The 26,007-nt window shown below is 58.9% G+C and carries 30 protein-coding genes and 2 pseudogenes; 20 read left to right on the forward strand and 12 right to left on the reverse strand.

Going from position 1 to position 26,007, the window contains the following annotated elements:
* Positions 1-64 precede the first annotated feature (64 nt).
* On the reverse strand, positions 65-1,048 hold the full coding sequence (gene galE, locus J2J99_RS22635) for a UDP-glucose 4-epimerase GalE (protein ID WP_168298049.1): 984 nt from the start codon (positions 1,046-1,048) through the stop codon (positions 65-67).
* A gap of 556 nt (positions 1,049-1,604) precedes the next feature.
* On the opposite strand from galE, the gene J2J99_RS22640 reads away from it, so the two are divergent.
* From J2J99_RS22640 to J2J99_RS34105, 3 genes and pseudogenes are all read left to right on the forward strand, one after another.
* On the forward strand, positions 1,605-1,943 hold the full coding sequence (locus J2J99_RS22640; RefSeq protein ID WP_168298051.1) for an ArsR/SmtB family transcription factor: 339 nt from the start codon (positions 1,605-1,607) through the stop codon (positions 1,941-1,943).
* Complete coding sequence (locus tag J2J99_RS22645; RefSeq protein WP_168298054.1) at positions 1,933-2,394, forward strand: SRPBCC domain-containing protein; 462 nt, start codon at positions 1,933-1,935, stop codon at positions 2,392-2,394. The genes J2J99_RS22640 and J2J99_RS22645 overlap by 11 nt, the downstream gene beginning before the upstream one ends.
* A 140-nt stretch (positions 2,395-2,534) precedes the next feature.
* Positions 2,535-2,645, forward strand: a pseudogene (locus J2J99_RS34105) (CopG family transcriptional regulator); the annotation flags it as partial.
* 112 nt (positions 2,646-2,757) lie between these two features.
* Here the strand turns inward: J2J99_RS34105 and J2J99_RS22650 are convergent.
* From J2J99_RS22650 to J2J99_RS22665, 4 genes are all read right to left on the reverse strand, one after another.
* Complete coding sequence (locus J2J99_RS22650) at positions 2,758-3,957, reverse strand: mandelate racemase/muconate lactonizing enzyme family protein (RefSeq protein WP_168298056.1); 1,200 nt, start codon at positions 3,955-3,957, stop codon at positions 2,758-2,760.
* A 14-nt stretch (positions 3,958-3,971) separates the two neighbouring features.
* Positions 3,972-5,333: a mandelate racemase/muconate lactonizing enzyme family protein gene (locus J2J99_RS22655; RefSeq protein WP_168298116.1), complete on the reverse strand. Its 1,362-nt coding sequence runs from the start codon at positions 5,331-5,333 to the stop codon at positions 3,972-3,974.
* Positions 5,334-5,397: 64 nt separating this feature from the next.
* On the reverse strand, positions 5,398-6,564 hold the full coding sequence (locus tag J2J99_RS22660) for a mandelate racemase/muconate lactonizing enzyme family protein (protein ID WP_168298058.1): 1,167 nt from the start codon (positions 6,562-6,564) through the stop codon (positions 5,398-5,400).
* A 39-nt stretch (positions 6,565-6,603) separates the two neighbouring features.
* Entirely contained in the window at positions 6,604-7,314 is a 711-nt protein-coding gene (locus tag J2J99_RS22665) for a GntR family transcriptional regulator (RefSeq protein ID WP_168298060.1), read from the reverse strand.
* Positions 7,315-7,517: 203 nt separating this feature from the next.
* Here J2J99_RS22665 and J2J99_RS22670 point away from each other — a divergent pair, with 203 nt between their 5' ends.
* The 10 genes from J2J99_RS22670 to J2J99_RS22715 all read left to right on the forward strand — a co-directional run bounded on the left by J2J99_RS22670 (position 7,518) and on the right by J2J99_RS22715 (position 16,755).
* A complete protein-coding gene (locus J2J99_RS22670) occupies positions 7,518-8,996 on the forward strand; it encodes an ABC transporter substrate-binding protein (RefSeq protein ID WP_168298062.1) in 1,479 nt (492 codons plus the stop codon).
* Positions 8,997-9,068: 72 nt separating this feature from the next.
* Positions 9,069-10,028, forward strand: coding sequence for a carbohydrate ABC transporter permease (locus J2J99_RS22675; protein WP_168298064.1), 960 nt, complete (start codon positions 9,069-9,071; stop codon positions 10,026-10,028).
* A complete protein-coding gene (locus tag J2J99_RS22680) occupies positions 10,025-10,915 on the forward strand; it encodes a carbohydrate ABC transporter permease (RefSeq protein WP_168298066.1) in 891 nt (296 codons plus the stop codon). Before J2J99_RS22675 ends, J2J99_RS22680 begins: the two co-directional genes overlap by 4 nt.
* A gap of 10 nt (positions 10,916-10,925) precedes the next feature.
* Complete coding sequence (locus J2J99_RS22685) at positions 10,926-12,023, forward strand: ABC transporter ATP-binding protein (RefSeq protein ID WP_168298118.1); 1,098 nt, start codon at positions 10,926-10,928, stop codon at positions 12,021-12,023.
* 33 nt (positions 12,024-12,056) lie between these two features.
* The gene (locus J2J99_RS22690; protein ID WP_168298069.1) at positions 12,057-13,217 is read left to right on the forward strand and encodes a mandelate racemase/muconate lactonizing enzyme family protein; all 1,161 of its coding nucleotides are present in this window, start codon (positions 12,057-12,059) and stop codon (positions 13,215-13,217) included.
* Between the two features lie 21 nt (positions 13,218-13,238).
* Positions 13,239-13,988 carry a ribonuclease activity regulator RraA gene (locus J2J99_RS22695; RefSeq protein WP_168298071.1) on the forward strand — a complete coding sequence of 250 codons (750 nt, stop codon included), beginning with the start codon at positions 13,239-13,241 and terminating at the stop codon, positions 13,986-13,988.
* A 262-nt stretch (positions 13,989-14,250) separates the two neighbouring features.
* Positions 14,251-14,538, forward strand: coding sequence for a BufA1 family periplasmic bufferin-type metallophore (locus tag J2J99_RS22700; RefSeq protein WP_168298073.1), 288 nt, complete (start codon positions 14,251-14,253; stop codon positions 14,536-14,538).
* Positions 14,539-14,600: 62 nt separating this feature from the next.
* Positions 14,601-15,482: an MNIO family bufferin maturase gene (gene bufB / locus J2J99_RS22705; RefSeq protein WP_168298075.1), complete on the forward strand. Its 882-nt coding sequence runs from the start codon at positions 14,601-14,603 to the stop codon at positions 15,480-15,482.
* Positions 15,479-16,261 (forward strand): HvfC/BufC N-terminal domain-containing protein, encoded by a 783-nt coding sequence (locus J2J99_RS22710; protein WP_168298077.1) that lies wholly within the window; start codon positions 15,479-15,481, stop codon positions 16,259-16,261. The genes bufB and J2J99_RS22710 overlap by 4 nt, the downstream gene beginning before the upstream one ends.
* Positions 16,258-16,755 carry a DoxX family protein gene (locus J2J99_RS22715; protein ID WP_168298079.1) on the forward strand — a complete coding sequence of 166 codons (498 nt, stop codon included), beginning with the start codon at positions 16,258-16,260 and terminating at the stop codon, positions 16,753-16,755. Before J2J99_RS22710 ends, J2J99_RS22715 begins: the two co-directional genes overlap by 4 nt.
* Before the next feature lie 216 nt (positions 16,756-16,971).
* Here J2J99_RS22715 and J2J99_RS22720 read toward each other — a convergent pair whose 3' ends face one another.
* The 3 genes from J2J99_RS22720 to J2J99_RS34110 form a co-directional block, all read right to left on the reverse strand.
* Positions 16,972-17,223: a hypothetical protein gene (locus J2J99_RS22720; RefSeq protein ID WP_168298081.1), complete on the reverse strand. Its 252-nt coding sequence runs from the start codon at positions 17,221-17,223 to the stop codon at positions 16,972-16,974.
* A gap of 126 nt (positions 17,224-17,349) precedes the next feature.
* Positions 17,350-17,610 (reverse strand): hypothetical protein, encoded by a 261-nt coding sequence (locus J2J99_RS22725; RefSeq protein ID WP_168298083.1) that lies wholly within the window; start codon positions 17,608-17,610, stop codon positions 17,350-17,352.
* Positions 17,611-17,688: 78 nt separating this feature from the next.
* A complete protein-coding gene (locus J2J99_RS34110; RefSeq protein ID WP_221102383.1) occupies positions 17,689-17,964 on the reverse strand; it encodes a DUF6522 family protein in 276 nt (91 codons plus the stop codon).
* Between the two features lie 324 nt (positions 17,965-18,288).
* On the opposite strand from J2J99_RS34110, the gene J2J99_RS22730 reads away from it, so the two are divergent.
* The 5 genes from J2J99_RS22730 (at position 18,289) to J2J99_RS22745 (ending at position 21,180) form a co-directional block, all read left to right on the forward strand.
* Positions 18,289-18,756 carry a MarR family winged helix-turn-helix transcriptional regulator gene (locus tag J2J99_RS22730; protein WP_168298085.1) on the forward strand — a complete coding sequence of 156 codons (468 nt, stop codon included), beginning with the start codon at positions 18,289-18,291 and terminating at the stop codon, positions 18,754-18,756.
* Between the two features lie 233 nt (positions 18,757-18,989).
* Positions 18,990-19,490 (forward strand): invasion associated locus B family protein, encoded by a 501-nt coding sequence (locus J2J99_RS22735; protein WP_168298087.1) that lies wholly within the window; start codon positions 18,990-18,992, stop codon positions 19,488-19,490.
* A 140-nt stretch (positions 19,491-19,630) separates the two neighbouring features.
* A complete protein-coding gene (locus J2J99_RS22740; RefSeq protein WP_246638528.1) occupies positions 19,631-20,167 on the forward strand; it encodes a hypothetical protein in 537 nt (178 codons plus the stop codon).
* 211 nt (positions 20,168-20,378) lie between these two features.
* Positions 20,379-20,507, forward strand: a complete 129-nt coding sequence (locus J2J99_RS34500) for a hypothetical protein (RefSeq protein WP_259664551.1) — start codon at positions 20,379-20,381, stop codon at positions 20,505-20,507.
* Positions 20,508-20,625: 118 nt separating this feature from the next.
* Entirely contained in the window at positions 20,626-21,180 is a 555-nt protein-coding gene (locus tag J2J99_RS22745) for an SH3 domain-containing protein (RefSeq protein WP_168298089.1), read from the forward strand.
* A 75-nt stretch (positions 21,181-21,255) separates the two neighbouring features.
* Here the strand turns inward: J2J99_RS22745 and J2J99_RS22750 are convergent.
* A pseudogene (locus J2J99_RS22750) lies at positions 21,256-21,564 on the reverse strand (Tn3 family transposase); the annotation flags it as partial.
* 893 nt (positions 21,565-22,457) lie between these two features.
* Between J2J99_RS22750 and J2J99_RS22755 the strand changes: the two are divergent.
* Positions 22,458-22,910: a MarR family winged helix-turn-helix transcriptional regulator gene (locus J2J99_RS22755; RefSeq protein WP_168298091.1), complete on the forward strand. Its 453-nt coding sequence runs from the start codon at positions 22,458-22,460 to the stop codon at positions 22,908-22,910.
* A 148-nt stretch (positions 22,911-23,058) separates the two neighbouring features.
* Entirely contained in the window at positions 23,059-23,466 is a 408-nt protein-coding gene (locus J2J99_RS22760) for a hypothetical protein (RefSeq protein ID WP_168298093.1), read from the forward strand.
* A gap of 87 nt (positions 23,467-23,553) precedes the next feature.
* Here J2J99_RS22760 and J2J99_RS22765 read toward each other — a convergent pair whose 3' ends face one another.
* From J2J99_RS22765 to J2J99_RS22775, 3 genes are all read right to left on the reverse strand, one after another.
* Positions 23,554-23,844, reverse strand: coding sequence for a hypothetical protein (locus J2J99_RS22765; protein ID WP_168298095.1), 291 nt, complete (start codon positions 23,842-23,844; stop codon positions 23,554-23,556).
* Positions 23,845-23,888: 44 nt separating this feature from the next.
* Positions 23,889-24,287 carry a response regulator gene (locus tag J2J99_RS22770; RefSeq protein WP_205918976.1) on the reverse strand — a complete coding sequence of 133 codons (399 nt, stop codon included), beginning with the start codon at positions 24,285-24,287 and terminating at the stop codon, positions 23,889-23,891.
* 293 nt (positions 24,288-24,580) lie between these two features.
* Positions 24,581-25,918 (reverse strand): chloride channel protein, encoded by a 1,338-nt coding sequence (locus tag J2J99_RS22775; protein ID WP_168298097.1) that lies wholly within the window; start codon positions 25,916-25,918, stop codon positions 24,581-24,583.
* Positions 25,919-26,007: the final 89 nt, after the last annotated feature.

Consider the following 26,007-nt stretch of genomic DNA (forward strand, 5'->3'; position numbering starts at 1 on the left):
CCGCGCCAAGGCAGAGGCCAAGCGGATTCGCGGGGCAGCCTGAGAACAGACCTGGATTATCAGATCAGTGCCGGTTTGATTTTGCGTGCCAGTTCCACGCTGAGCGGATGATCTGAGACAAGTCATACTGCGGCGTCCAGCCGAGAACCTCTCGCGCCTTGTCATTGTTGGCAACAAGCGTGTGCGAGTCGCCCTCTCGCCGGCCAACATATTCCAGAGGAAACGGCCGCTCGGAGACGCGCTCGATGGTGCCGAGCAACTCCTTCACGGTCGTCCCGGTGCCGGTGCCGAGATTGAGGGCAACTGACTCTCCGCCGCGCAGCAGATGCTCGACGGCGCGCACGTGGGCATCTGCGAGGTCAAGCACGTGTATGTAGTCGCGCACGCAGGTACCATCACGGGTCTCGTAGTCGGTTCCGAACACCTTGAAGCCTTCGCGGCGGCCAAGGGCGGCGTCGATCGCCAGCGGTATGGCATGCGTTTCCGGCTGGTGCCACTCGCCGATCCGGCCTTCGAAATCGGCCCCGGCGGCGTTGAAGTAGCGAAGCACGACAGATCGAAAGCCCGTGTACGTGTCGTAGTCGGCAAGCGCCTGCTCGACGATGTACTTCGTGCGGCCGTACGGATTAATCGGCACCTGGCGGTGCGTCTCGTCGAGCGGCACGCGCTGCGGCAAGCCATAGGTCGCACAGGTCGACGAAAAGACGAACGACTTGACACCCGCCGCCTGGGCTGCGGCCAGGAGCGTCAACGTGCCTATGACGTTGTTCTCGTAGAAGGCAACCGGGTCTTTAACCGATCCTCCGACCTCTATGAGCGCGGCAAAGTGCAGGATGGCAGCCGGTTTATGTTTAGCCAGGACCTCGTCGAGACGAGCGCGGTCCCGGATATCTCCCTCTTCCGCGGGGCCCCACTTGACGAACTCGCGATGACCGTTTGAGAAATTGTCGAAAACGACCGGTTTGAAGCCCTTGTTCGCAAGATCGAGACACGTATGCGAGCCAATATACCCCGCGCCACCGACGACCAAAGCCGTTTCACCTGCCACGTACCACCTCTTTTTGTTTTATCGCGTTAAGAATGACCCGGATCCTAGCTTGAAACGCGAGTAAAGGCGTATCGCCACGAAGATTAACTTCACAGATACGCTGCGTCCAACATCAACACTGACGACAATAACGTGATGTTTAAAGTTAACATTAGGACGTCAGCGCAAACTATGCTATACTGCAGCACGATATGGAATGCAATGCGCTCCACGAAATGCAGTGAATTGTATTGCGTGATTCCTATACTTCAGCGAAATATATTGATCAATTCAGAAGAGGCGCAGCCTTCGTCCTGCCGAATCGCGTCCCGGTGAGATCAGTTTGACAAGAAGTTTCCAGGGAGGCGCCATCACTCCGACCTTGCTTTGATGCGGCCAGCTGGCCCCGAGTTTTAGTTCCGGCAATAGTGAAGGAATTTCTGTTTTCTGATCCAGGCTAGGCTAGGCCAAGAGTAATCGGGGAAAATCTTCGGTGAGATGTCGTAGCTGGGACCAAAATGTAGCCATTTAGCTACATGTTATTGACAGGGCGTGCGGCACTGCATAATGTAGCCAAATGGGTACCTATTCACACTCACTTCCTACCCTCTTCGGCGCACTATCAGACCCGACACGGCTGGCAGTTGTCGAACGGCTTGCATCGGGTGCAGCGTCCGTTTCTGAACTTTCGAAGCCGTTCGAAATGGCGCGCCCTTCCTTTCTGAAACACCTGCGTGTTCTGGAGGATGCCGGGGTGGTGACATCCGTCAAGCGGGGGCGGGTCAGAACCGTTTCGCTTCGACAAGAAGCGCTCGGCCTCATCGAAGAGTGGGTGGATTGGCATCGCAGACGGGCCGAGGCTCGCTTGGATCGTCTGGGCGTATTTCTGCAATCGGAGAGAGAAGATGACGAATGAAGCGCAGCATCATGAACAATTCGCCCTGGAACGGTCCTACCCCAACTGCCTCGACCACGTTTGGGCGGCGTGGGCGGTGCCGGAAAAGAAGAAGGCTTGGTTCGGTGACGGGCTGATAGAGATGGATTTCCACGAAGGAGGGCGGGAGCGGGGCGCCTTTCGCAACGATATGGGCGAGCACACGAAGGAGGCGACCTTCTTCGAGATCTCCGAACGCAAGCGGATCGTCTACGGCTATTCGATGGCGATGAACGGGCGCATCCATACCGTTTCACTCGTCACTGTTCTGTTCGAAGATCATGGCGGCGGGACAAGGCTGCGACATATCGAGCAGATGTGCGTGATGCCTCCAAGCGACGGCGTCGAGGGACGCAAGCATGGCTGGGGCGCGTTGCTGGATCGGTTGGGAACTTATCTGGAAACCGACAGCCTCGCAGAGACAAGGGCATGAAATTGGCCAGCGTGCTTTCTCGGCAAGCCTGCTTTGGTCCAGCCCGTATATGTTCGGCGACATCTGGCGCGCGGGGGCGGGCGCGTCGCTGGTGACCTCCGCGTCATGGAAGTTCGCGGTTGCACTCATGCGCGAGATCGCGACGGCGTTATAGCGGCGAGCGCAATGGCATTCCTCTCCTGTCAGCTCGGCCGGATGCGCCGCCAGTGACGCTCGAAATCGTGAACGCCTCGAGTGACGAATTGCCGTGACTTTCCTGCTTGGCGCCGGTGATCAGGAAGGGCAACGTTCGCCGCCTTCGAAGTCGTTGCTGACGACACCTCCGCCGGCGTGTTGACGGCAACATACGGCCCCCTCTCCTCTTCAGTCGAAAAAGCTCGCATCCTCTTCCATCAGGTATTTTCTGGCCCCTTCCGCGTCGATGTCGAGCCCCAGACCTGGCGCTTCCAGCAGGTCGACCATGCTGTCCTTGACGATCTGCGACGGCAGGCCGATGACCAGATCTTCCCACCATGGATCGGAAGCGGTCGGATATTCGAAAGCGACGTAATTTGCCGGCAACGTGGCGCAGACATTGATCAGCGCGCCGAGGCCGAGCAGCCCGTTAGCGGTGCCGTGTGGTGCCATCAGGATCGAGTGCATGTAGGCATGCTCGGCGACCCATTTGAGCTCGGCGATGCCGCCAATATCGGCTGGATCGGGGCCGATCACGCGGACCGCCTGCGTCTCGATCAGCTCCTTGAAATTGTGCCGGAGGTAAATCTGTTCACCGGTATGGATCGGGGTCGAGGTGGAGGTCGTCAGCTCCCGATAGGCTTGCGGGTTGACCCAGGGCACGTAGTCTCCTGTCAGCATGTCCTCGAGCCACATCAAATTGTACTTCTCCACCGCGCGAGCGAACCTGATCGCATCGGGCAGCATCCAGCCCGGGCCGCAGTCGAGCGCCAGGCTGACTTTGTCGCCCAGCACTTCCTTCATCGCGATCACGCAGTCGAGCATATGGTTGAAGCCGCGCTCGCTGATCGCTCCCTGATCCATGGCGCCGTGATAGCCGGCCTTCTTCTGGATCACGCCGTAGTGGAAACCCTCGATGGTGTCCTTCATGTTGGAATGGAAGGAGATTCCCTGCTTGATCATGAAGAAGTTCTGCGGCTGCTCCATCATCCATTTGACGTCAGCGGCGTAATCCTCCGGCCGGTCGCCGGTTCGCTTCTGGCGGACCGAGCCGTTGTAGACGCGCACCTTGTCCCGCACCTTGCCGCCGAGCAGTTTATAGGCCGGCACGCCCGCCGCCTTGCCAGCAATATCCCACAGCGCATGCTCGATCGCGCTCACCGCCGCGCCGTACGGCTTGAAGGAGCCGCGCTGGCGGATTTTCAGCATGACTCTCTCGACATCGGTCGGATCCTCGCCGATCAGCGCCTCGCGGAAATGCAGCACAAAGGGCTTGAGGTACGACTTGGTGAATTCGACTTCGCCCAAGCCATAGAGGCCCTCGTCCGTAACGATCCGGACAATCGGGTGTCTGCCGATAACGGCACAGCGGAGATCGGTGACCTTCATCTTCTTTCCTTGCCTCAGCTCCAGGTGCGATCCCAGGAATACTCGTCGTCCCAGTGATCCGTGGGCTGCCAGATGCCGGCAACGCCGGGCTGCAGATGCTGCAAGATCACTTCGTCGACCACGTCGTCGATGCCCAGGCCCGGCTTATCCGAAACAGTGATGAAGCCATTTTTCACCAGCGGCTTGGGAATGCCGGTGACGATATCGTCCCACCAGTCGACATCGGCGGAATGGTATTCGAGCGCCATGAAATTTTCAGTCGCGGTCGCAACATGTGCGGCGGCCATCGCGGCGATCGGGCTTTCTGCCATGTGGATGGCCATGGCGACACCCCGGTCCTGCGCCATGTCGCCGATCTTCTTGGTCTCGAGGATGCCTCCACTGGTGAGCAGGTCAGGGTGGACAACGGAGACCCCGCCGCTGTTGAGCAGCGGCTCGAAGCCTTCCTTGAGGTATATATCCTCGCCGGTGCAGATTGGCACCGTGGTGGAGTTCTGCAGTTGTCGATACTGCTCCGTATACTGCCACGGGATTACATCCTCGAGCCAGGCGGGCACGTATTTCTCAATTCGCCTGGCAAGGCGAATGCCGTTCTGCATCGAGATATGGCCGACATGGTCGATCGCCAGCGGCACATCCATGCCGATGACCTCACGGACCTCGGCGATGTATTGCTCGAGCAAATCGAGGCCCTTGTCCGAAAAGTGCAGACCGGTAAACGGGTGCGGGACGTTATGCAGATCGTACGAAGCGTTGCGGATCCGCCGCTCTTCTATGGTCTTCAGAGGCCCCCGAACGGGACTGGTTCGGTACCCTTCCAGTGAACCGGCGGGAAACACGACCGCACCGGGCACATCCGCAATCTGCATCAGTCCCAAATCCATCTTCAGGAAGGTGAAGCCGAGCTCCATGCGCTGCCTGAGGCGCTTGCCGGTTTCGGTGCCACTCGGCACTGTGGCGTCGGTATCGCAGTAAACGCGTACTTTCTCCCGAAAGCGGCCGCCGAGCATCTGGTAGATAGGGACGCCATAGGCCTTGCCGGCAAGATCCCACAACCCGATTTCAATCGCCGATACGCCGCCGCCCTGCCGGCCGTGCCCACCGAATTGCTTGATCCGGCGAAACAGTCGATCGATGTTGCAAGGGTTCTCACCCAGCAACCGGCTCTTCAGCATCAGCGCGTAGGTGGCGCTGGCGCCGTCGCGCACCTCTCCCAGCCCGACGATGCCCTGGTTGGTGTAAATCTTCAGCAGCACCGAGGCGAACGGCGCTCCGGTAATTTCGGCTACCCGCATGTCGGTGATGCGAAGGTCTGACGGCCTGGAATGCGTGTTCACCCGATTGAGCGCCTCGTCGGCCGAATATGCCTCTGGCATGACTTTTCCTCGTTCTGCTGGGAGCCCATCGCCGCGCACGCTGGGCGGCCGAAAGCGTTGCTGGCTAGTCGAGCTCTATCTCATGGTCTTGGAGGTATTCGCGGTTCATCTCAACGCCGAGACCCGGCCTGGGCGTAAGCGTGAGGCTGCCGTTGGAAACATCGAGCGGCGTGTCGATCAGGTGATCGTATTTGCCGAGGTTCCATTCTGACGTTTCAAGCTTGTAGAAATTCGGAACGGTCATCATCACCTGTGCTCCGGCAACCACGTTGATCGGCCCTGCGGCGTCATGCGGCGAGACGGGGATGTAGTAGGCTTCGCACAGGGCAGAAATCTTCTTGAGTTCGGTAATGCCTCCGGTCCAGGTGACGTCGGGCATGATGTAGTCGGCGAGCCTGTTTTCGAGCACCGGCACGAAATCCCATTTCGTGTGGCCGCGCTCCCCCCAGGATATAGCGGCGCTGACCTTCTCGCGGACCTGCCTGAGGGCGTTGAGGCTCTCGGGCGGACAGGGTTCCTCGAACCAGTCGATCTGACCGGCCTCCTCGAGACTGCGGCAAAGGCGAATGGCGGTGGGAACGTCGAACCGGCCATGCGCATCGATGAGGATGTCGACGTCAGCGCCCGCCGTTTCGCGGATCAGGGCGGTGAGTTCGGCCGCCTCACGCTCATCCTTGCGCGTCATGCTGCCGTCGAGGTAGCCGTTTCGTTGTTCGCGAGCCAGTCCACCAGAGGCGCTGCCCTGGTATGGGAAAGGATCGAACTTGAGCGCGGTGTGACCGGACTCGACGATGTCTCGAATTTCCCTGGCCACCGCCTCCTTGCTGGTAAACTTGGCCTGGTTGGGATGGGTGTAGAGCGCGATTTCATCGCGCACCGGTCCGCCCAGGAGCTCGTATATCGGCTTGCCAAGGACTTTGCCCCGGATGTCCCAGAGGGCTATGTCGATGGCGCTCACGCATTCGACGGCGGCGCCGCGACTGCCCATGTAGGTGAAGCTGCGGAATATCTTGTGCCAAAGATACTCGATGCGCGCCGGGTCCTCGCCCATCAAAGCGGCGCCGATCTGCCGCAGGATCGTGCAGAGGGCCCGATTGGCGAGCCTTGTCGTGGTGGTGATCTCTCCCCAGCCGCTCAGCCCCTCGTCGGTCGTCACTTCGACAAACAGAAACTCTCCCCAATAAGAAGCATCGGACTTGATTAGCCACGGCCGAACGCTGGTGATCTTCATCTCAATTGCCTTTACCTGAAGTGTTCCGGGTTACGATATTCATCCGGCGCGAGCGGCGTTACGCGCACGCATGTGTTCGAGGATGTGCCGCCCTGAGCCTTCGACATGGCGTGCAATAAGTTCGGCTGCCTCGTTCGCCCTTCCGGCTTTGACATGCGCAATAAGCTCGCGATGCTCACTCAGGATCGCTGCACGCCGGGCAAGGGTAAAATCGAAGCGGCGGCCCACGGCTCGAAGCACTTCGCGATGCTTCCACCAAAGCTCGGCAGCATGGCGGTTGTAGTGCTTCCGATACATGACCGTATGAAAGGCGGTGTCCAGCTCGCTATGCCTTACCGTTTCGGTAAAGTTGTTCTCTTCAATGAGGCTTTGGATGCGTTCTAGTTCAGCAATGTCCTCCACCGTCGCCATATTCACGAACCAGCGCGTCAGTGACGGCTCGATCAAAACGCCTATCTCGTAGATATCCCGAACAAAGTCCTGATCGATGGGCCGGACGCGCGCTCCGCGGTTGGGAACGAAGGTGACAAAGCCCTCCCCGCGCAACAGTTGCAAAGCCTCCCGCACCGGGTTGGTCGAGGTGCCGTGGCGCCGGGCGAGATCGGTGATGACGAGCCGCTCGTTGGCTGCGAGCCGCCCTTCGATGATGTCGTCCCTGATCAGCTGGTAAACAGACGCCCCCTCGCTCGAGGCCCCTGTAGCATCGATCCCCTCAGGGGGCTGCGCTCTAAATTCGCTTGTTTCGGCCAAGACCGTCCCCAATCCATACACACATTGCCGGGATATCATGCAAAACCTCCCGAAACAATGTACGATTTCTTTGGTTGACAGACAATCTTCGACATGAAAACGTATGATGAGGTCGAAGGGATACATTAAGTGGGAGAATCCCACGACCTGGGAGCAAGACCGCCTCGATTGAGAGCGGCTTGGGAGAAACCTGGGAGAATACTATGACGAGTCTTTCGCTCGGCGGTGTCGCTGTACGCGGCACTGTATCCACTGCTTTGATGGTATCGCTGATGTCCGTGTCTGCGCTCGGTGCGCCGGTCGACTTGAGTCAGTGGTCACCGCAATATGTGCGCTCCATAGCCGGCACGCAGGAGTTCGACACGGCGGCCGATTGCGGCAAGGTCACCCCGCTCGACTATAAGGGGCGGCTGACATTCTGGTATCAGGGCGTATTCGAGGGCGACCCCGACCTCCTGCGCCAGTATTACAAGGACTTCTTCGAGACCTTCCGCAAAACCTACCCAAACATCCAGCTTGAGGAACAAGCCCTCACCTACAACGATCTGCTGGACAAGTTCCGGACCGCGCTTTTAGGCAATGCCGCGCCCATGGCGGTCCGCCTGCAGATCCTCGGCGGCACCGAGTTCGCCTCAAAGGGCTATTTGCAGCCGCTCAAGCCCGAGGACGTAGGCTATTCGACCGAGGATTTCTGGCCTGGCGCCATGAAGGCGGTGACTTGGGAGGGGGTGACCTACGGTATCCCGACCAACAACGAGACGATGGCGTTCATTTGGAACGCCGACATCTTCAAGCGTGCAGGTCTCGATCCCGATAAGGCTCCGGCAACCTGGGACGACGTCGTCAAATATTCCAAGCAGATCCACGACAAGCTCGGCATTGCCGGTTACGGCCTCGTGGCCCGCAAGAATGCGGGTAATACGCCATACCGCTTCATGCCGCAGCTGTGGGCCTATGGCGGCGGCGTCTTCGACGAAGCGACCGCCAATCCGACTTATAAGGAGGTCCAACTCAATAGCCCGCAGAGCAAGGCGGCATTGCAAGCCTCCTACGACATGTATGTTCGCGACAAGTCGGTTCCGGTTTCGGCGCTCACCAACCAGCAGGCCGACAACCAGCCCCTCTTCCTCGCTGGCCAGCTCGGCATGATGATCTCGCACCCGTCCGACTACAACGTCATGCTCGACCTGCAAAAGAAGACGACGGGCAGCGACAAGGAAAAAGCCCAGACCGTCATCGACAACATGCGCTACGGCCTCATTCCGACTGGCCCCGATGGCAAGCGTGCCGTCGTGTTTGGCGGCTCCAACATCCACATCCTAAAGCCCGAATACGTCGAGGGCGGCAAGGTGGACGAGCTGGCTGCAAAGGCTATCATCTGCATGTGGACGAGCCCCGAATGGTCGCTGAAGATGGCCTATGCCGGCTCGAACCCGGGCAACCTGAACGGCTTCAAGACCAAGTGGATGAAGGAGCGTCTTGATAACATCAAGTTCCTTGATGTCACGACTTCGATGCTGCCCTACGGCATCCCGTTCCCGGCGCTGCCACAGTCGCCTGAGATCATGAATATCATCGTCCCGGACATGCTGCAGAATGCTCTGACCGGGGCCATGACGGTCGACCAAGCAGCGGACGACGCAGCCAAGAAGGTAAAAGACCTGATGGACGGCGGACTCTAATCATCCTGACGATCTGACCGGCTGCACCTTCGATTGCAGCCGGTCTGTTCCGAAGAACAAGGGCACCGCACAGTGACGATCTTGACTGGCAAGGCCGAGGCTCACCGAAGACTGCAACCCGATCGGTCAGCCGTGCTGCGAAACATCTGGGAGCATCGCGCCGACTACGCGTACGTGCTTCCCGCGATCGCCGTGATGCTTATCGTCATCGCCTACCCGATCTACTACACGATCGAACTGTCGTTCTTCAATACACCGCCTGGCCTGCAGCTCCGGGACAAGATCTTCGTCGGTTTCGACAACTACGCCGCCATCCTCACAAGTGCGGTGTTCTGGAAGGTCACCTCGAACACTCTCATCTGGACACTGGGATCCACTCTCGTTTCATTTGTCCTGGGATTTGCCTGCGCCCTGGCGCTCCATCGCGACTTTGTCGGCCGCGGCATCCTACGCGCCATCCTCATCATTCCCTGGGTCATCAGCGCGGTCGCCGCGTCCTATATCTGGAAGTGGATCTACCATTCCGACTTTGGAATAATCGGTGCGGTGCTGGTCGGCCTGGGATGGGCCGATCGGCCGCCGAATTTCATCGACAGTGTCAGCACAGTGCTGCCCTCGCTGATCGTCGTCAATATCTGGCGGGAGTTTCCGTTTGCCATGATCATGATGATGGCTGGTCTGCAGACGGTTCCCGATCAGTTGCTGCGCGCCGCAAAGGTCGACGGAGCCAATGCGTGGCAACGGTTCTGGCACGTCACCTTTCCGCACCTGAGAAACGTCTCGACGGTGACGATCCTTCTGCTGGCGGTGGCCAACTTCAATTCTTTCATCATCCCGTGGATCATGACCGGCGGCGGGCCATCGAACGCATCGCATATCTGGATCACCCACATTTATGAACTCGCCTTCGGCCGACAGCGCTGGGGAGTGGCATCGGCTTATTCGGTCCTGCTGTTCCTGATCCTGATGTCGCTCGGCTACTTCTACGTCCGTGCGCTGAGCGGTAACGAACAGAGGGGTGGAAGCGAATGAGCACAATTGCCGAGGCCACTTATCGAGGCCGAGCCCATCGCCGCGCGCGGATCGATGGATGGCGGTGGGGCGGGCGTATCTTCCTTGTTTTTATGCTGCTTTACACCGCATTACCGATGATCTGGATGCTGATCACGTCGATCAAGTCCGGCTTCGCGGCCATGCAATTCCCGCCGCAATGGTGGCCGGACCAACCCACCCTCGCCAGCTATCAGAAGCTGCTCGACCCGCAAAACAGCGTCGGCCAGGACTTCCTGCGCTTTTTCTGGAACAGCCTTTTCGTTTCAACTACCACGACCATCCTTTCGGTGATCGTGGCCGTTCCTGCTGCCTACGCATTTTCGCGCTTCACCTTCCCCGGCCGCAACTTTCTGTTTTTCGCCGTTTTGCTTCGCAACATGTTTCCGGCAGTGATCTTTCTCGTGCCGCTCTTCATCCTGATGCGCGCGATCGGGTTGGTGAACACGCACGGGTCGCTTGTTCTGACTTACCTAACATTCGGCCTGCCGCTGGCAATCTGGCTCCTCAAGGGCTTCTACGACAACATCCCGGTGCAACTCGAACAAGCGGCGCGCATCGACGGGGCAACGCGGTTCCAGGCCTTTCTCCTGATCGTCATGCCGCTCTCGGCGCCGGGAATCATCGCCACCGCGATCTATTCCTTCATCGGCGCATGGAATGAGTACATCTACGCCTACACCTTCCTCTCCAAGAACGAGCAGCTGACTCTGCCGGTCGGCATCCAGCGCTTCTTCTCGGAAAACACGACGGACTTTCCGGGTCTTATGGCGGCCAGCTTCATGATGAGCGTGCCGGTCGTCGTCCTGTTCCTTGTCCTTCAACGATACTTCGTACGCGCCCTCACCGAAGGCGCGGTCAAGCACTAGGGAGTTGCCGGTGGCCCACGTGGTCCTCAAAGATCTGGTCAAGACCTATGGCAGCTTCAAAGCTGTCAACGATGTTTCGCTGACGGTCAATGACGGCGAATTTGTTGCGCTCGTCGGCCCTTCAGGCTGCGGCAAGACAACCACGCTCAATCTTGTGGCGGGGCTCATCCCTATCACATCCGGCGACATCGTCATCGGCGAGCGGGTGGTCAACGACCTCGACCCCAAGGACCGGGACATCGCAATGGTGTTCCAGAACTACGCGCTCTACCCGCAGAAATCCGTATACAAAAACCTGGCTTTCCCGCTGCAGATGCGCAAATTGCCACGGGACGAGATCGACAAGAAGGTCAGGGAAGCAGCGCGCGTGCTCGACATGACGCAGCTCCTCGAGCGCAAGCCGCGCGAACTTTCGGGCGGCCAACAGCAGCGCGTGGCGCTCGGCCGTGCGCTCGTTCGCGATCCGGCCGTATTCCTGATGGATGAACCGCTCTCCAACCTCGACGCAAAGCTGCGGGTGCAGATGCGGTCGGAAATCAAACGTTTTCACCAGGATCTCAAGGCGACGATCATCTATGTGACCCACGACCAGCTCGAAGCGGTAACCATGGCCGACAGGATGGCGGTGATGAACGGCGGCTATCTGCAGCAATACGATACTCCGGCGCAAGTCTTTGCGAATCCGGTGAACATGTTCGTCGCCAGCTTCGTCGGCAGCCCGGCGATGAGCCTAATCCCATTGGAGGCATCAACGGCAAGCGGTGACAATGTGTTGATCAGCGCGGAGGGATGGCGCCTCGAGCTTTCGCCAAAAAATGCCCAAAAAGTTGCAAGGTCATCCACCAAGAAAGTCGTGCTCGGCGCGCGCCACTCGACGATCAAGCTGCACAAGAGTGCGACGCCGGGGAGCGTCCCTGCCAAAGCCTACACGGTGGAGCCGACCGGTGATGTCACTTTCGTGCAGGCGTTCCTATCAGGCGCCATCGTCAATGTCAGCGTGCCGCCGACCATTGCGGTCACGCCCGACGAACAGATTTGGCTCGAGTTCGATCAGGAGCGAATGCATCTGTTTGACGGCGAAACGGAAATGGCGCTCAAGGCCAACTGAGAGCAGGCGGATGCGTGTGACACGAGGGCGTGGATGACGAAGCTTAAAATCACGGCGATCAAGCCCTATCCAGTATGGGTGGGGACGCGCAACCAGATGCTGGTCAAGGTCGAGACCGACAGTGGCATCTTCGGCTGGGGCGAGAGCGGCTTGAGCGGTCGCGAGAAGGCCGTCGCCGGTGCGATCGAACACTATCGCGAGTTTCTGATCGGCCACGACGCGATGCAGATCGGTCGAATCTGGCAGGAAATTTATCGCAGCCAATACTTCGAAGGCGGGCGCGTTCTGCAGGCGGCGATTTCCGCGATCGACATTGCCCTTCACGACATCAAAGGCAAGGCGCTGGGGGTTCCAGCCTACGAACTGCTGGGGGGCAAGCAGCGGGACCGCATTCCTACCTTCGCCTCCACCGGCGACGAGGCCGAGGGTGAGGTTGCCATCGAACGAGCCCGCGAACTCCGCGCACAAGGGTGGCAGGCGATCCGCTTCTTCCCCATCGGGCAAAACAGCAAGGACATCTTTGAGCCGCGGGAGTCGATCGGCGCTACCGCAACGATGCTGAACAAGGCGCGCCAGGAACTGGGCGACGACGTCGTCCTCGGCATCGATTATCATCATCGGTTGTCGGTGGCTGAGGCGGCGAGCTTCTGTAACAAGCTCGACCGTGGCGTGCTGGATTTCCTCGAGGAGCCAATACGAGACGAGACACCGGAGGCTTACGAATCCCTGCGCACCATGACCGACATCCCCTTCGCAATCGGCGAGGAATTTGCCAGCAAGTGGCAGTTCCTGCCTTACATCGAGCGCGGCATTCATCAGTTCAACCGGCTCGATGTCTGCAATGTGGGCGGACTCACCGAAGCGATGAAGGTCGCGGGCTGGAGCGAGGCGCACTATGTCGACCTGATGCCGCACAATCCCCTTGGTCCCGTCTGCACGGCCGCAACCATGCATCTCGCCGCAGCGGTGCCGAATTTCGCCTGGCTGGAGACCAGGGCACCCGAAGCAAAGCTGGGCTTTGATAATTCCGACTTCTTCCCCGTACAACCACGGCTCGACGGCGCTGACTATCCGGTGAGCGACCTGCCGGGGCTCGGCGTGGAGGTCAACGAAGATGCGGTCAAGGCAGAGAGCTTTCGCTTCTGGGAAGCGCCTCACCTGACGCGCCGCGACGGTTCTGTCACCAACTGGTAGTTTCATCCACCGGAGCCTATAATGACGCATACGCCCGATATCACGCGACCGCCCAGAGACTTGATCGACGCGCTGAAGGAGATCGGCGCCGCGACTATTGCCGGTACGCTCGGCCACATGGGCTTCCGCAATCCGCATATGGTCGGCCCGGTATCACAGAGCCGCGGCAAGTCGATCGTCGGCCCTGCCCTGACGCTTCAGTTCCTGCCGCAGCGGCCGGACCTTTTCACCGAGGGAGAATATGCAGATCCGGAGACGCAGTTGCACCGGCACGTGCTCTATCACGTGCAGGAGGGCGATGTGGTCGTGGTCGACGCGCGCGGCGACATGAGCTCGGGCGTCTTCGGCGATATGATGTCGACCTATTTCAAAGGCAGAGGCGGCGCTGGCATCGTGATCGATGGCTGCATGCGCGACCGGCCCAATGTCGAGAAGCTCGATCTCGCCCTCTGGCTGCGCGGCTGGACGCCCAACTACCATGTCCAGACGAGCATCTATCCGAACGCCGTCAACGTCCCGATTGCCTGCGGCGATGTCACGGTAATCCCCGGAGACATCATCGTCGCCGATGATGATGGGGTGGTAGTGCTTCCAGTCGCAATGGCCCCGAAGGTAATCGAAGAATCGCAAAAGCATCACGATTGGGAGGAGTTCTCGCGAGCGAAGCTAATGGGGGGCGGGTCGTTGCAGCGCTACTATCCGCTGCATAACGATGCCCTCGCAGAGTACGACGAGTGGCGCAAGACAAACCGCTTGGAGCGTAACCCCTGAGGCGCGCGTAAACCCCTGTCGTCACCCGCAATAGCCGCCGAAAACATGGCGCGCTCTTCCTTGTGCTGACCGCTCAAGCTGATCTCTCCCTATGCGTGCGACTAGTCAGCTGTTGCGCGTTAGCTGACATACTGTCCGGCGACGGAGAAAAGGGATCACGAACTTGTGTTCGCGGTCAAAGGTAACCGCGGAGCTCTCCGGAACGAATAGGTGGTTACGCAGCCGATAATCGGCCTGCGGACCTTAAAGAGGAGATCACCTAATGAACCGTTCCACGATCGCGCTCGCCCTCGCCGGCTCCCTCGCCAGTGCAATCGCATCCGCGTCCTACGCTGCACCGCTCGCCCCCGAAAAGATGGTCGGCAACGAGAAATGCTATGGCATCGCGTTGAAAGGCCAGAACGACTGCGCGGCCGGCCCCGGCACCACCTGCGCGGGCACCTCGACGGTAGATTATCAGGCCAATTCTTGGAAGGCGGTCCCTGCCGGCACCTGTGCTTCGATGAACGTCGACGGTCATAAGGGCATGCTGGAGCCCATGAAGGGCTGAGCCCGACGGGAGGCTCGGTTTGCCGGGCCTCCCCTTCATCCGCCGATATCGGGAGAACAGCAATGACCGTTTCCGCAACCCGAGCCATGGTCTTGCCGCCACGCGCTGGCCTTGGTCTCAAGCCGGGGCATTACGAAACCATTCTCGCCATGAGGCCGGATGTCGGCTTTTTCGAGGTTCATGCCGAAAATTACATGGGTGCCGGTGGGCCGCCCCACCGCTATCTCGAGGCGATTGCCGAGCTCTATCCGCTGTCGCTCCATGGCGTCGGCCTATCCATCGGTGCTGCGCGCGATCTTGACAGGGAACATCTGAAGCGGCTTCGCGGCCTGATCGACCGCTACCGGCCGCAGAGTTTTTCGGAGCATCTCGCCTGGTCGACCCACGACACCGGCTTTCTAAACGACCTTCTGCCCTTGCCCTATACGCCCGAAACCTTGGCAAGAGTGGTCGACCATGTCGACGAGACTCAGCAGTGGCTCGGCCGGCAGATGCTGCTCGAAAATCCTTCGACCTACGTATTGTTTGCTGAGAGCACGATCGACGAAGTGGATTTCCTGACAGAAATCGCCGACCGTACCGGCTGCGGGCTGCTGCTCGACGTCAACAATGTCATGGTTTCGGCGGTGAACCATCGGCTTGATGCGGTTGCCTATATCGACCGCTTTCCGGTCGAGCGGGTGCGTGAGATTCATTTGGCGGGCTATGACGAGACCGTTGACGGCGCCGGGGAGCGGCTCTTGATCGACGCTCACGGTACTGCCGTCAAAACCGACGTGATTGAGCTTTACCGGCACACGCTGGCCGTGAGCGGCGCTCTGCCGACGCTGATCGAGTGGGATAACGACGTACCGGAATTTGCCACCCTCCACGCTGAAGCGGTTCGCGCCGATGCCATGCTGGCCGAGGCGGCCCTGGTTCGTGGCACAACCCGGGTGGCATGACCATGAGTTTCATCGAGAGCCAGAATAGTTTCGCGGCCGCACTCCTTCATCCGGACCGGCCACTTCCGGAAGGCATCACTACCGCCCGCGGCGCGGCCGATTTGTCGCGCTTTGCCGTTTACCGGAACAATGTCTATGTCGGTCTGACGACGGCACTCGGCGAACGCTTTCCGGTGACGAAGCGCCTCGTGGGCTCCGACTTCTTCGCCGGCATGGCCCGCGCCTATGCTGCAGATCACAAGCCTGCCTCGCCGCTAATTATGTATTATGGCGACGACTTTCCAGATTTCATCGCAGAATTCCCTCCTGCGGCCTCAGTTGTCTATCTTGCCGACGTGGCCCGGATCGAGGTCGCCTGGACCCGCGCCTATCATGCCGCGGATTTCCTGCCGCTCATCGCCGCCGCGCTTGGCGGCATTGCGCCAGAACGACTGGCCGACGTGGTGCTCGTCCCGCATCCCTCCGCCCGGCTCGTCCGGTCGGACTTTCCAGCCGGCGCCATCTGGAGCGCCCATCAGGGTGAGACCCTGGCCCCAGTCGCTGACTGGCATGCAGAGACGGTGCTGATCGTGCGGCCAGCGCTGCACGTTGAGGTTCATATCATACCGCCGCGGGATGCCGCATTCGCCGCCTTGCTCCTGGAAGGCGCGACCCTCGGCGAGGCGGCAGAGGCAGCATTTACCGCAAACCCCGCTTTCCAATTTGGATCAGCGTTGATTGGTCTGATCGGTCTTGGCGCATTCAGCGCTTTCGAACCTAATGAAGGGAACCTCCCATGATCGTCGAACTTGCTTCCTCCCGCAGTCGCGGCGCAGTGCTTGTCTCTCTTCACCATGGCGCCGAGCGCCTGCTCGCTTCCATTCCACAGTCGCTGCCGTTGCTGGCGCTTCGTATCGGCCTGGCGGTCCCGTTCTTCAAATCGGGGCTGACAAAATGGGACGGATTCCTGACCCTCTCGACCGGAGCCAGATATCTGTTCGAACAGGAATTCAAGCTGCACATATTCGGCAATCAATTTCCCTATCCTATGCCGCTGACCATGGCGGCAGCGGCCGGAATTGCCGAACTTGTCTTGCCCGTCCTGTTGGTGCTCGGCATTTTCACCCGCTATGCGGCACTTGGTCTGCTCGCGATGACGGCAGTGATCCAGCTCACCATTCCGGACGGATGGGCCAATTTTCATCTGCCTTGGGCTGCCATGGCGTTGACGCTTGTCGTGTATGGTGGCGGCAGGATTGCCCTTGATCCCCTCGTTAAACTGCGTCGAGATTGACCCAGACTCACCGATCGTGGATCTGCTGAGCTCCCTCACGTCGCTGATGGGAGGAATCATCTTTAGGCAGTTTACGCTTCAACGAATATCCGCGGCATCAATCAGCCGGCGGAGGTCGTGAGTGGATATGAACCGTAGACTGCGATTTGAATCGTGCAGGGAGAAGATCATCTGTAGAATTCTGTGTCGCAGTTATCCGATTGCCCCTGTCAGCGACTAGATATCCTTGCTGATCTGAAGGATCGGATCGATGGATTTCTTCTTCCGCTGAACTTTATTGCTGATCGCTTTGGCCTTTACCGGCTGAAAACCTCTGTTCGTGAAGGCGGGTCCCTCCCCCTGACGACGCATCTCGTATGTGTGTGCTATGACTGGCGCGTAATCTCGCAGCGCAAACGCCACCATCAGTACTGCAAAAAACATTATCATGGCCGTTGAAAACACAACGAATATTTGTCGCCCTGCCATGTCGCCTCCCCCCGCACTATTGGGTTGACGTGTGACGCCGGGATGCATGGCAGCCACAAGTGAGCCTGACCCAGTCTGTCGGGTCGCCTGCAGAGCTTTTTGTCCGTTCCAACGTCGATGCCACCACTATTCCTCTTCAGTAGGAGCGGCCTGAGGAACCCGGAAGATTACCTTTCGAGGCCGCTCGCCCTCCTTCGTAACGAGCACGACGATTGTGCATCGGTCATCATGGGGACGGATCGACAGGAGACGCCCATCGTTGTTCGCCAGGATTTCCTCGGCCATTTGGCCGCAGTCGACGATTTTCGCCCGCGCCAGCTCGATGACCTGCTGCGGCCCATTCGCTGCTGCGCCAGAAAGGATGATGGACGCGGCGACCAGGATCATTGCGGCCCTCCATCTTCAGCTTTGCCCTTTGGCGAAATCGAATTCCCAACCAGCGCCACGAGCTTCACCCCGCAATCTCTAGGAGTTCGACGGGCGCGAAAGCTTTCCGCGCAAATATCTGATTTCCTCATGCACGATGCGCTTGTCGCCTCCCACTACCGCTTGCCAGACGCGATTGCCAAACCGGCAGGTTAATCGCGTCAATCCCTCATGCTCATTCGATCCGGTCTCGGCCACGACCACGATGAGACCGAGATTTCGGTATCTTTTAAAGTCCTGCACCGTCAGCCCAAATCTATCAGCGATATCGTCGGTCTCCAGGAGGTGGCTGTCGTCCGAACCGGCTGAGAACATTCGCTAACGCCCCTCCAAGAACCATCGCCGCAAGCAAAAGGCATCCGAAACTGAGTCGAAAAGAGCGCGGCCGGCATCAAGACGCGGTCGTACTTGCGGTCGAATGGCTTTCCCAGGGAGTTCGGCCACCAGCCAGCATTTGCTCATTCTTATTGCCCTTAAATACCCATTTTTCCCGTCAAGAATTGAGACTATGGTCCGCGACCGCCACGCAACTGAGCGCAGAGTAACCCTGCCGGAAGAATAGCGTTTGCAGACTGCCTCAATTATCCTGACTCGCGTCAGACTATATCATGCTGTGATATGAATAAAGGAATTTATCGAATGAGTTCCGCAGAAGCTGCGAAGTTTACAGAAAACAGCGAGAGATCCGCGGAGACGCCCATCCTCGATCAACGCATTTATGAGGGCCTGGCGGGAATGAGGCTGGCAATGAGACGGTTTCTCTCTTTCAGCGAAACTGCCCTTTCTGCTGCACGGGTCACCTCCCAGCAATATCAGGCTTTGCTGGTGATCAAGGTTGGCACGATGATCACGATGGGAACGCTTGCCGAGCAGATGCTGCTGCAGCATAACGGTGCGGTTCAACTCGTCGACCGGTTGGCTTCGGCCGGTCTCGCGCAACGCATCCCATCTGTGGAAGACAAACGCAGTGTTTTCATTACCCTTACATCGGAGGGAAAAACTTTGGTCGAGGCGCTGGCGAAAGTCCATCTGGAGGGAATGCTCGCTAATGAGCCATTGCTCGCGGAATCGCTAACAATGCTGCGCAGCCTGGCGCTGCTCGGCTGACCGCCTCACCAGGCGACGGGTGTCCTCTCAACCGCATGTAGAGCGTTCGATGCCAAGCCGGCGCTGGTAGGTCAACAGTTTTCGCGAGACCGCGTCGATCATCGTCGCCTACGATGACAAGAATTGGTATTTTCCGTTAACTTTGCGTTTACCCTTTCGGCCTTGGATGGCACCAGTCACGAGCGGTCTGACAAAGGCCAGCGCCTCCAAATTATCGCCGGAACAGCTTAGACATGAAAATCACGGTCTCTTCTTTTGCGATCCTCGCCCTTAGCGCGTCCGCGTCCTTTGCTCAGCCCAGCCTGGTCAAACAGTCCGATCACTGGAAAGTGTTCTCCTACCCGTCGAGCGGAAAGAATGTTTGCTACACTTTGACCGTGCCCACCCAATCGGAACCGACAAACGTCGATCATGGCAGCAATTATTTCATTGTCGCGCCCGCCACTGGCGGCAGGGTGGAATACGAGCCCCAGGCGCGTTTCGGATATCCACTGAAATCGGGTACGCGGGTCCAACTGCAGATCGGCGACAAGACCTTCTGGTTGTTTACGAAAGACGACAGCGCCTGGATGCAGAACGAAGGGCGTGAGCCAGAACTGGTGGATGCTATGCGGGCCGGCGCGGAAATGGTTGTAAAGGCAACCTCCCACCGCGGCACCGCCACAAGCTACAGCTTCTCTCTCGACGGATTTACCGCAGCATTGAAGGCTGTCGATACCTGCGGATCGCGGTAGATCGCGAGGCGGGAAGGATTCGGCGGTAGTTCGTGCTCGCACTCGCTCGCAATAGAACCTCGAGGTCGACCTTCAGTTAAAAGTTGACGTGTTCTCTGGCGGCATTATATCATTACGTGATATAATAGAAGGATACGGCGTTGAGCGAAACGGAACCGGCTGGATGGCGGGACTATCGGCCCAGCAAGCGTGTTTGGGCCTGGTCCATGTTCGGCGCCTCTGCGCTGACCATGTTCATCGGTTTCACCTTGGGCGGATGGCTGCCCGTTGGCCGCGCCAACGTCATGGCCAACATAGCGGCGCGCAACGCCCGTGCAGCGCTTGTTGCGGATATCTGCGTTCATAAATTCGTATCATCAGCCAATGCTGCGCAAAACCTGGAGGCGCTGAAGGCCGCATCATACTGGGAGCGCGACAGTTTCATCGATAAGGGTGGGTGGATCACGATTGCCGGCTTGAAGAAGCCAAGTGCGAACGCTGTCGATCGCTGCGTCGACATGCTTGTCACTATGAAACAGATCCCGCCCCAAGTCGGTAACCTTGCAGAAAACGAGCGGCGAAGCGTATCGGATAACATTGCAAACCGGCCGCTCAAAATTCCCGGACGCTTGGTGCCGCACGCTCCGCCCGAGATCGCGCAGGGAGTGACCTCCGATGAAAATCGCGATGATCGATGACGGCCCTGCCGGTGTGCATGTGAGCTTCGATCGCCATGCCGGCCGTATGTTCGACGGCGTCGTCGGAGTCGAGGGGCTCCATTCGCGTGTCCGAGTTGCAATTCGTGCCGGAGACCGGCCATGTTGTGTCACGCGTTCATCTCAGGTTCATAATTGACAGGAGTGCGAATCGCCGGCAGAATATCACAGCATGATGTAAAGGAGATTTAACATGGCGCGGACTGTCTTTCTTGCGGCAACATTTGCCGTCTATGTCGTCGTCATGTTTACGTTGGCATCCATTCCTGGCGTCGGTTCGTTGGAAACCGCCGACGCGGCCAACGCCGCAATTATCAATTGATCGATCCGATAATCATCGATGTCAGGAGCTGCACGGTACCGCGCGCCCATGAATAGCGGTGTGCGAATCTCTGTCGCATTTTGATCATTTCGATGCAAAAGTCATTTCAGAGAAACCGATGCTGCTTCGCAAGATTATTCTAAAATGGCTTATGGCATTGGCGGCGATTGTTTCACAGCATGACATTTCAACCGCCGCGTCCTACCAGGCCGCACCTTCGAACTGGGTAGTAAAAGGGCGCGAGACAGGTCTGCCTATCCCACGCTTCGTCTCGCTGAAGGCGAGCCGGGCGCGCATGCGTGTGGGCCCAGCCTTCGAATATTCCGCTAAATGGATCTATCAGGCCCCAGGCCTGCCTTTGGAGATTACCGAGGAATACGGGAACTGGCGGCAGGTTCGCGATTGCGATGGCGTATCCGGCTGGATGCATCGTTCGCTACTATCGAGCCGCCGCATGGCGATCGTCGGCCCGTGGCTCAAGGATATGGCGGCCTTAAGAGTGCAAGCGCGCGTCGGCGGCGCTGTAGAAGCCAGGCTTGAGCCAAGGGTGCGCGTTCAAGTCCTTTCCTGCTCACTTTCCTGGTGCGACGTCAGCCTCGACAAGGTTCAGCTCAGAGGCTTCATCGAAAAATCGTCTCTCTGGGGCATTTATCCCAAGGACGTTTTTCCGTGAGGATACACGATCCATGTTGGCGGTTACTCCGCGTCGGCAGCGGTTTGCTCAGCGCCGACGTCTGGCAACGATGCACTCGGTCCGGCCCATCTGGCGCAATGCCTGTGCAGGAACACTTTGCCTCGTTGTCGCCAATAGTGGCTTCAGCGTGAGCGAGACGGTGACGTTGCGCATGCGCAGGGAGGTCATCAGGCGCAAGATGTCCTCCCACTGCGCCCGGATCAGATCGGCGTCGATCCTGTCGCCCATGACATCCTGAAGAATTCAGTATTGCTTCGCCCGTCCGAAACCATAGAGGCAGCGGCCGTCGAGATCGGGGATGCGCGGCACGAAGTCGAAGCTGATCGCGTATCAGCGGGCGAACACAAGGTCGCAGAGGCGGCCGCGTCCATCGCAACCTCGGTTTCAACCTGCGGGGCGACCACCGGGCTAACCCGAAAATGCCGGCCTAGCGCCAGCGCTAAAAAACTTCCAACGATGTCGACTAACGTATCTGGCGCGGAAGGACGTTCATCGGGGTCGAATGCGAATCCAATGACGGCGCTCTGGCCCCCCGCCATTGACACAGGCCAAAAGTCAAAGCGCGAGGCCGAAGTGGGATAGGTCCCGGGCGTGCGACAGTGCCCATCCCCAACGATATCGTGCCGCCTCGAGATCGGCTTCCTGGGGCTCAACGCCGCCGATTCTGTTGACGCTATCCACGTTGCCCTCTGTAAGGAGTATCACCACGACGGGAGCCTGAAAGAGGTGTCGTTCGACGGACGCAGCATCAATCGCGCAATTAAATCGGAAGCAATGACGTAAGCGACTGCTTAAGACTGTCGATCGTCGCTCCCGCACGCCGTCTCGCGATAAGGCTTTCGGCCGCCTCAGCCGCGCTTGGATCGAGCTGGTTGATCCCGCGCTGACGACACCATTGATCAAGCAAGACGCTCAACGCGACGAGGTCAGCGGAGCCTATCGAAACTTGTTCTTCTCGAAATATTCGCCACATGATGCGCTCCGATCTGACGGCCTATGGTGAATCGTGTTTGTGCAATACGTCGGGAAATGCGGCGCGCGCAGCTGTCGCGACAGTCGGAGTTGACAAGCTTAGAGGATTTGGCCCTCATCTCCTTCTGTTGCCCGGGAATTGGGAATATGGTTCGCGAGTGCTGCAATCGGCCGTTCGTGCGATGGCGGGTTAGGCCGCTTCTGCCGTTGCGCCCTCGCGAACCTCCTCCCAGTGCGGACAATCAACAATATATCATCGCGTGACATAATAAAAGGAAATTTGCATGGCTGACCGCAAAGGCCACGACGCGCCACCTGTGGAGTTGGCGCAAGGCATCTATGAGGGCTTGGCAGGCGTTCGGCTCGCCATGCGTCGATTCCTCGCTTTCAGCGAGGCGACCCTGGCCGATGCGCAGGTCACCTCGCAGCAGTATCAGGCAATGCTGGTCATAAAGACGAGCGCCCAAGGTCGGATCATGGTTCGCGAGTTGGCCGAGCAGATGCTCTTGCAGCATCATGGTGCGGTACAGCTTGTGGATCGGCTTTCGGCCGCGGGATTGGTAGAACGCATTCCGTCCGCCGAAGACAAGCGAAGCGTCCTCATTGCACTGACTTCGGTGGGGGAACGTGTTCTGGAGACCCTCGCGGGCATCCATTTGCGGGGAATGCTGAAACACGAGCCGCTTCTGGCGGAGTCGCTCTCCCAGCTTCGGCGCCTTGGCAACCTTGATCCTTAACGGCATGTCGCCCGGAAGTGTGCAGCGGTCCGGGGACAATGGCATTCAGCAGCGGCCTTTTTCATCAACGGCTGTCAAATCGAGGGTTGAAGTCTTCTCCCGCTTTTTATATCATGGCATGATATAACAACCGTGAAGGAGAAGGACTATGTCGGATATGGAACGTGCCGGCTGGTCATCATTCCGCCCCTCTAAGACGCTCTGGTTCTGGTCTATTGTCGGAGCATCGGTTTTAACGACGATAGTCGGATTTACGTGGGGCGGCTGGGTGACGAGTGGCCGCGCCTCGACGATGGCTGAGCTCGCTGTCCGCAATGCGCGCGCCAATCTCGTCGCCGATATGTGCGTGCACAATTTTGTGAGCTCAAGCGATGCGGCGGAAAACCTGAAAGCATTGAAAGCAAAATCCTCCTGGCAACGTGAGGACTTTATCAAGGATGGCGGCTGGACGACCATAGCAGGCATCAATGATCCGGTTGCGAACGCGGCCGATACCTGCGCTGATCATCTCCTGAACATGAAGGAGTTACCGGCCCTGGCAGTGACCGATAGCTGATAAGCTTTGACCGATCGTGATGAGATGTTCGGTCAAAGCAGGCTCGCCCGAAATGATTTCGGGCGAGCCTTTCCCCTTGATGTGCGACTATCCGTCATCAATGTGCTGCAACATCTGGCAAACGCCGCGCATCATCAGTCTCGCCGCACTCAATACGGCGTCCGATAGAGGTTCGCCCCGCCGTGCAGCTCTACCGATCTTCAGCAAGCCATTGAGTTCAGTCGCGTTTTCGACGAATCCGTCAAGTACATCCGCGATATCAGCTGGAAGGGCGCCACCGTTCGCAACCACCTCGCCTTTTGCGTCGATCAGCCCTCTCGCCTGCAGCTGCCTCTCGAGACTTGCCAACCAGATGCTGACTTCCGCACGGTCGTTCATTTTCTCTCTCCCCGGAACTGCATCATGCCAGGAACGAATTCCTGTCACACGAAGACGCGCATCCCTCTGGGCGCCGTGGCTCGCCTTCCCTCCCGAGTATCTCGAATAAAGGTCAGCACCGTCTCGATCATTGCAGGACTGGCCGGCTTTGAAATCATCCCGATGACTTTTGAGAGATCCGTTTCGATCGCTTCCGGATTGCCGGTTACCATCACGACCGCTATCCCGAATTCGTTCGCGAGGTATTGCCCGATGCGAGGACCGGTTGCCCCGTCGCGCAAGTTGATATCGACGAGCGCAATATCGCTGTGAGGAGCAAGGGCTTGCGCCGAAAGAAAGCCGTCGGCGGTTCCTGATACTTCAAAACCGAGTCGCGACACTATGTCGCACATATCGGTTGCAAGAAGAAGGTCGTCTTCGACAATCATCATTCGTTCTAGCATTATGCCATTTCCTCCCAGAGTTAGCTGAATCGTTGAATATATTTTGGTTGTCAGTTCTCCTATTTTTCAGAGAGTTTCACAAACTATAACTGAGATTATTCCTTTCGTTCATCTCACGTTCAGAATTGCCATAGTGTGGCACATCTTACGATGAATGTCATCTCGTGATATAAAATGCGCAGCGGTGAAGGCGCGTTTCCTCCATAACTTGACGATTTGAGATGCCCTGCGCGCGGAACGCGTGCCCAGGCGAGCGAGCGACGAGATGGCAATCGCCTTCCAGATTCTGAAGGCTAGCTCCGGGGCAAAGCCCGCCGCGCCCTGATCGCCGCGGCGATGAAGACACGCGAGAGACCGTGATAGAGCGGCTCGCGCGAGAGGATGCGCGAGGTGATGTAGCCGATCATCGAGACGGCCATGATCGGGATGACGGCCTGGTGGTCGCCGGTCATTTCGAGGATGATCACGAAAGCGGTCATCGGCGCCTGCACAACGCCGGAGAAATAGCCCGCCATTCCGAGGATCGCCGCAAGTGCGATGCTGGTGCCGAAGAGCGAACCCATCGTGCTGCCAAAGCCGGCGCCGACCGCGAGCGACGGCGCGAAAATGCCGCCCGGAATACCTGAGATCATCGACAGGAAGCTTGCGGCGAGCTTTTCGACGAAGAAGAGCAGAGGCAGCGCATGGCCTTCGACAGCGCCCCTCGCTTGGTCATATCCGGTGCCGAAGGTGTTGCCGCCGGAGGCGAGGCCGATCAGCGCGACAGCAAGGCCGCAGAAGCCGGCGAGAACAAGCATGCGCGACAGCGGCCGCGGCTGCGCCCAACGGCGGATCCGCTGGCCGAAGTGGAGCGCGAAGCCGCTAAAGGCCGCGCCGAGCGCGCCGCCACCGATGCCGCAGGCAAGCACGAGGCTCCAGTCGCGAAGTTCACGCGGCGCGGCGGAAGCTTCGCCGAAATAATTGTAGCTGCCGGCCAGCCCGAGAGCGGCAAGTCCGGACAGGATAACGGCGGTCAGGACCAGACCGTTCGCCCGCGATTCATAGGTGCGGCTCATCTCCTCAATGGCGAAGACGATGCCGGCAAGCGGCGTGTTGAAGGCGGCCGCAATGCCTGCCGCGGAGCCGGCGAGGATCAGCCCGCGCGCCTGCGCCATGCCGCCGAAGCGGGCGACGGCAAGCATGATCGAGGCGCCGACCTGCACCGTCGGCCCCTCGCGTCCGATCGAAGCGCCGCAGAAGAGCCCGAGCACCGTAAGTACGATCTTGCCGAAGGCGATCTTCAGGGAGAGCAGTCGCGTCCGGTCCTCCTCGTCACGCAGATGCCGCGCGGCGATCGCCTGCGGAATGCCGCTGCCCTGCGAATTGGGAAAGAGCGTCATGGCGAGATAGGCCGACAGCATGAAGCCGAGCGGCACCAGGAGCAGCGGCAGTAGAAACGCCCATTCGCCCAACGACGTAACGCTCGCGAAGGCCTTCTGCGCGAGATCAGCCAGCCTCGCGAAGCCAACGCTGATCACGCCGATAGCAAGCGCCCCGCACCAGAAGACCAGCCGCGGCCGCCAGAGCGAGAAGGATCCCCAGATTACGCGGGAACGGCGAAGCACTTTTGAATTGCGATAGGGTATGAACATCAGGGACTCGGCAACATGACCTCAAACAGATCCTCTTTTAGCGCCAATCGATCTGAAACATCACCTCTCCTCGAATTATTTTGATCGTC

The organism is Rhizobium binae (assembly GCF_017357225.1).
GTDB lineage: Bacteria > Pseudomonadota > Alphaproteobacteria > Rhizobiales > Rhizobiaceae > Rhizobium > Rhizobium binae.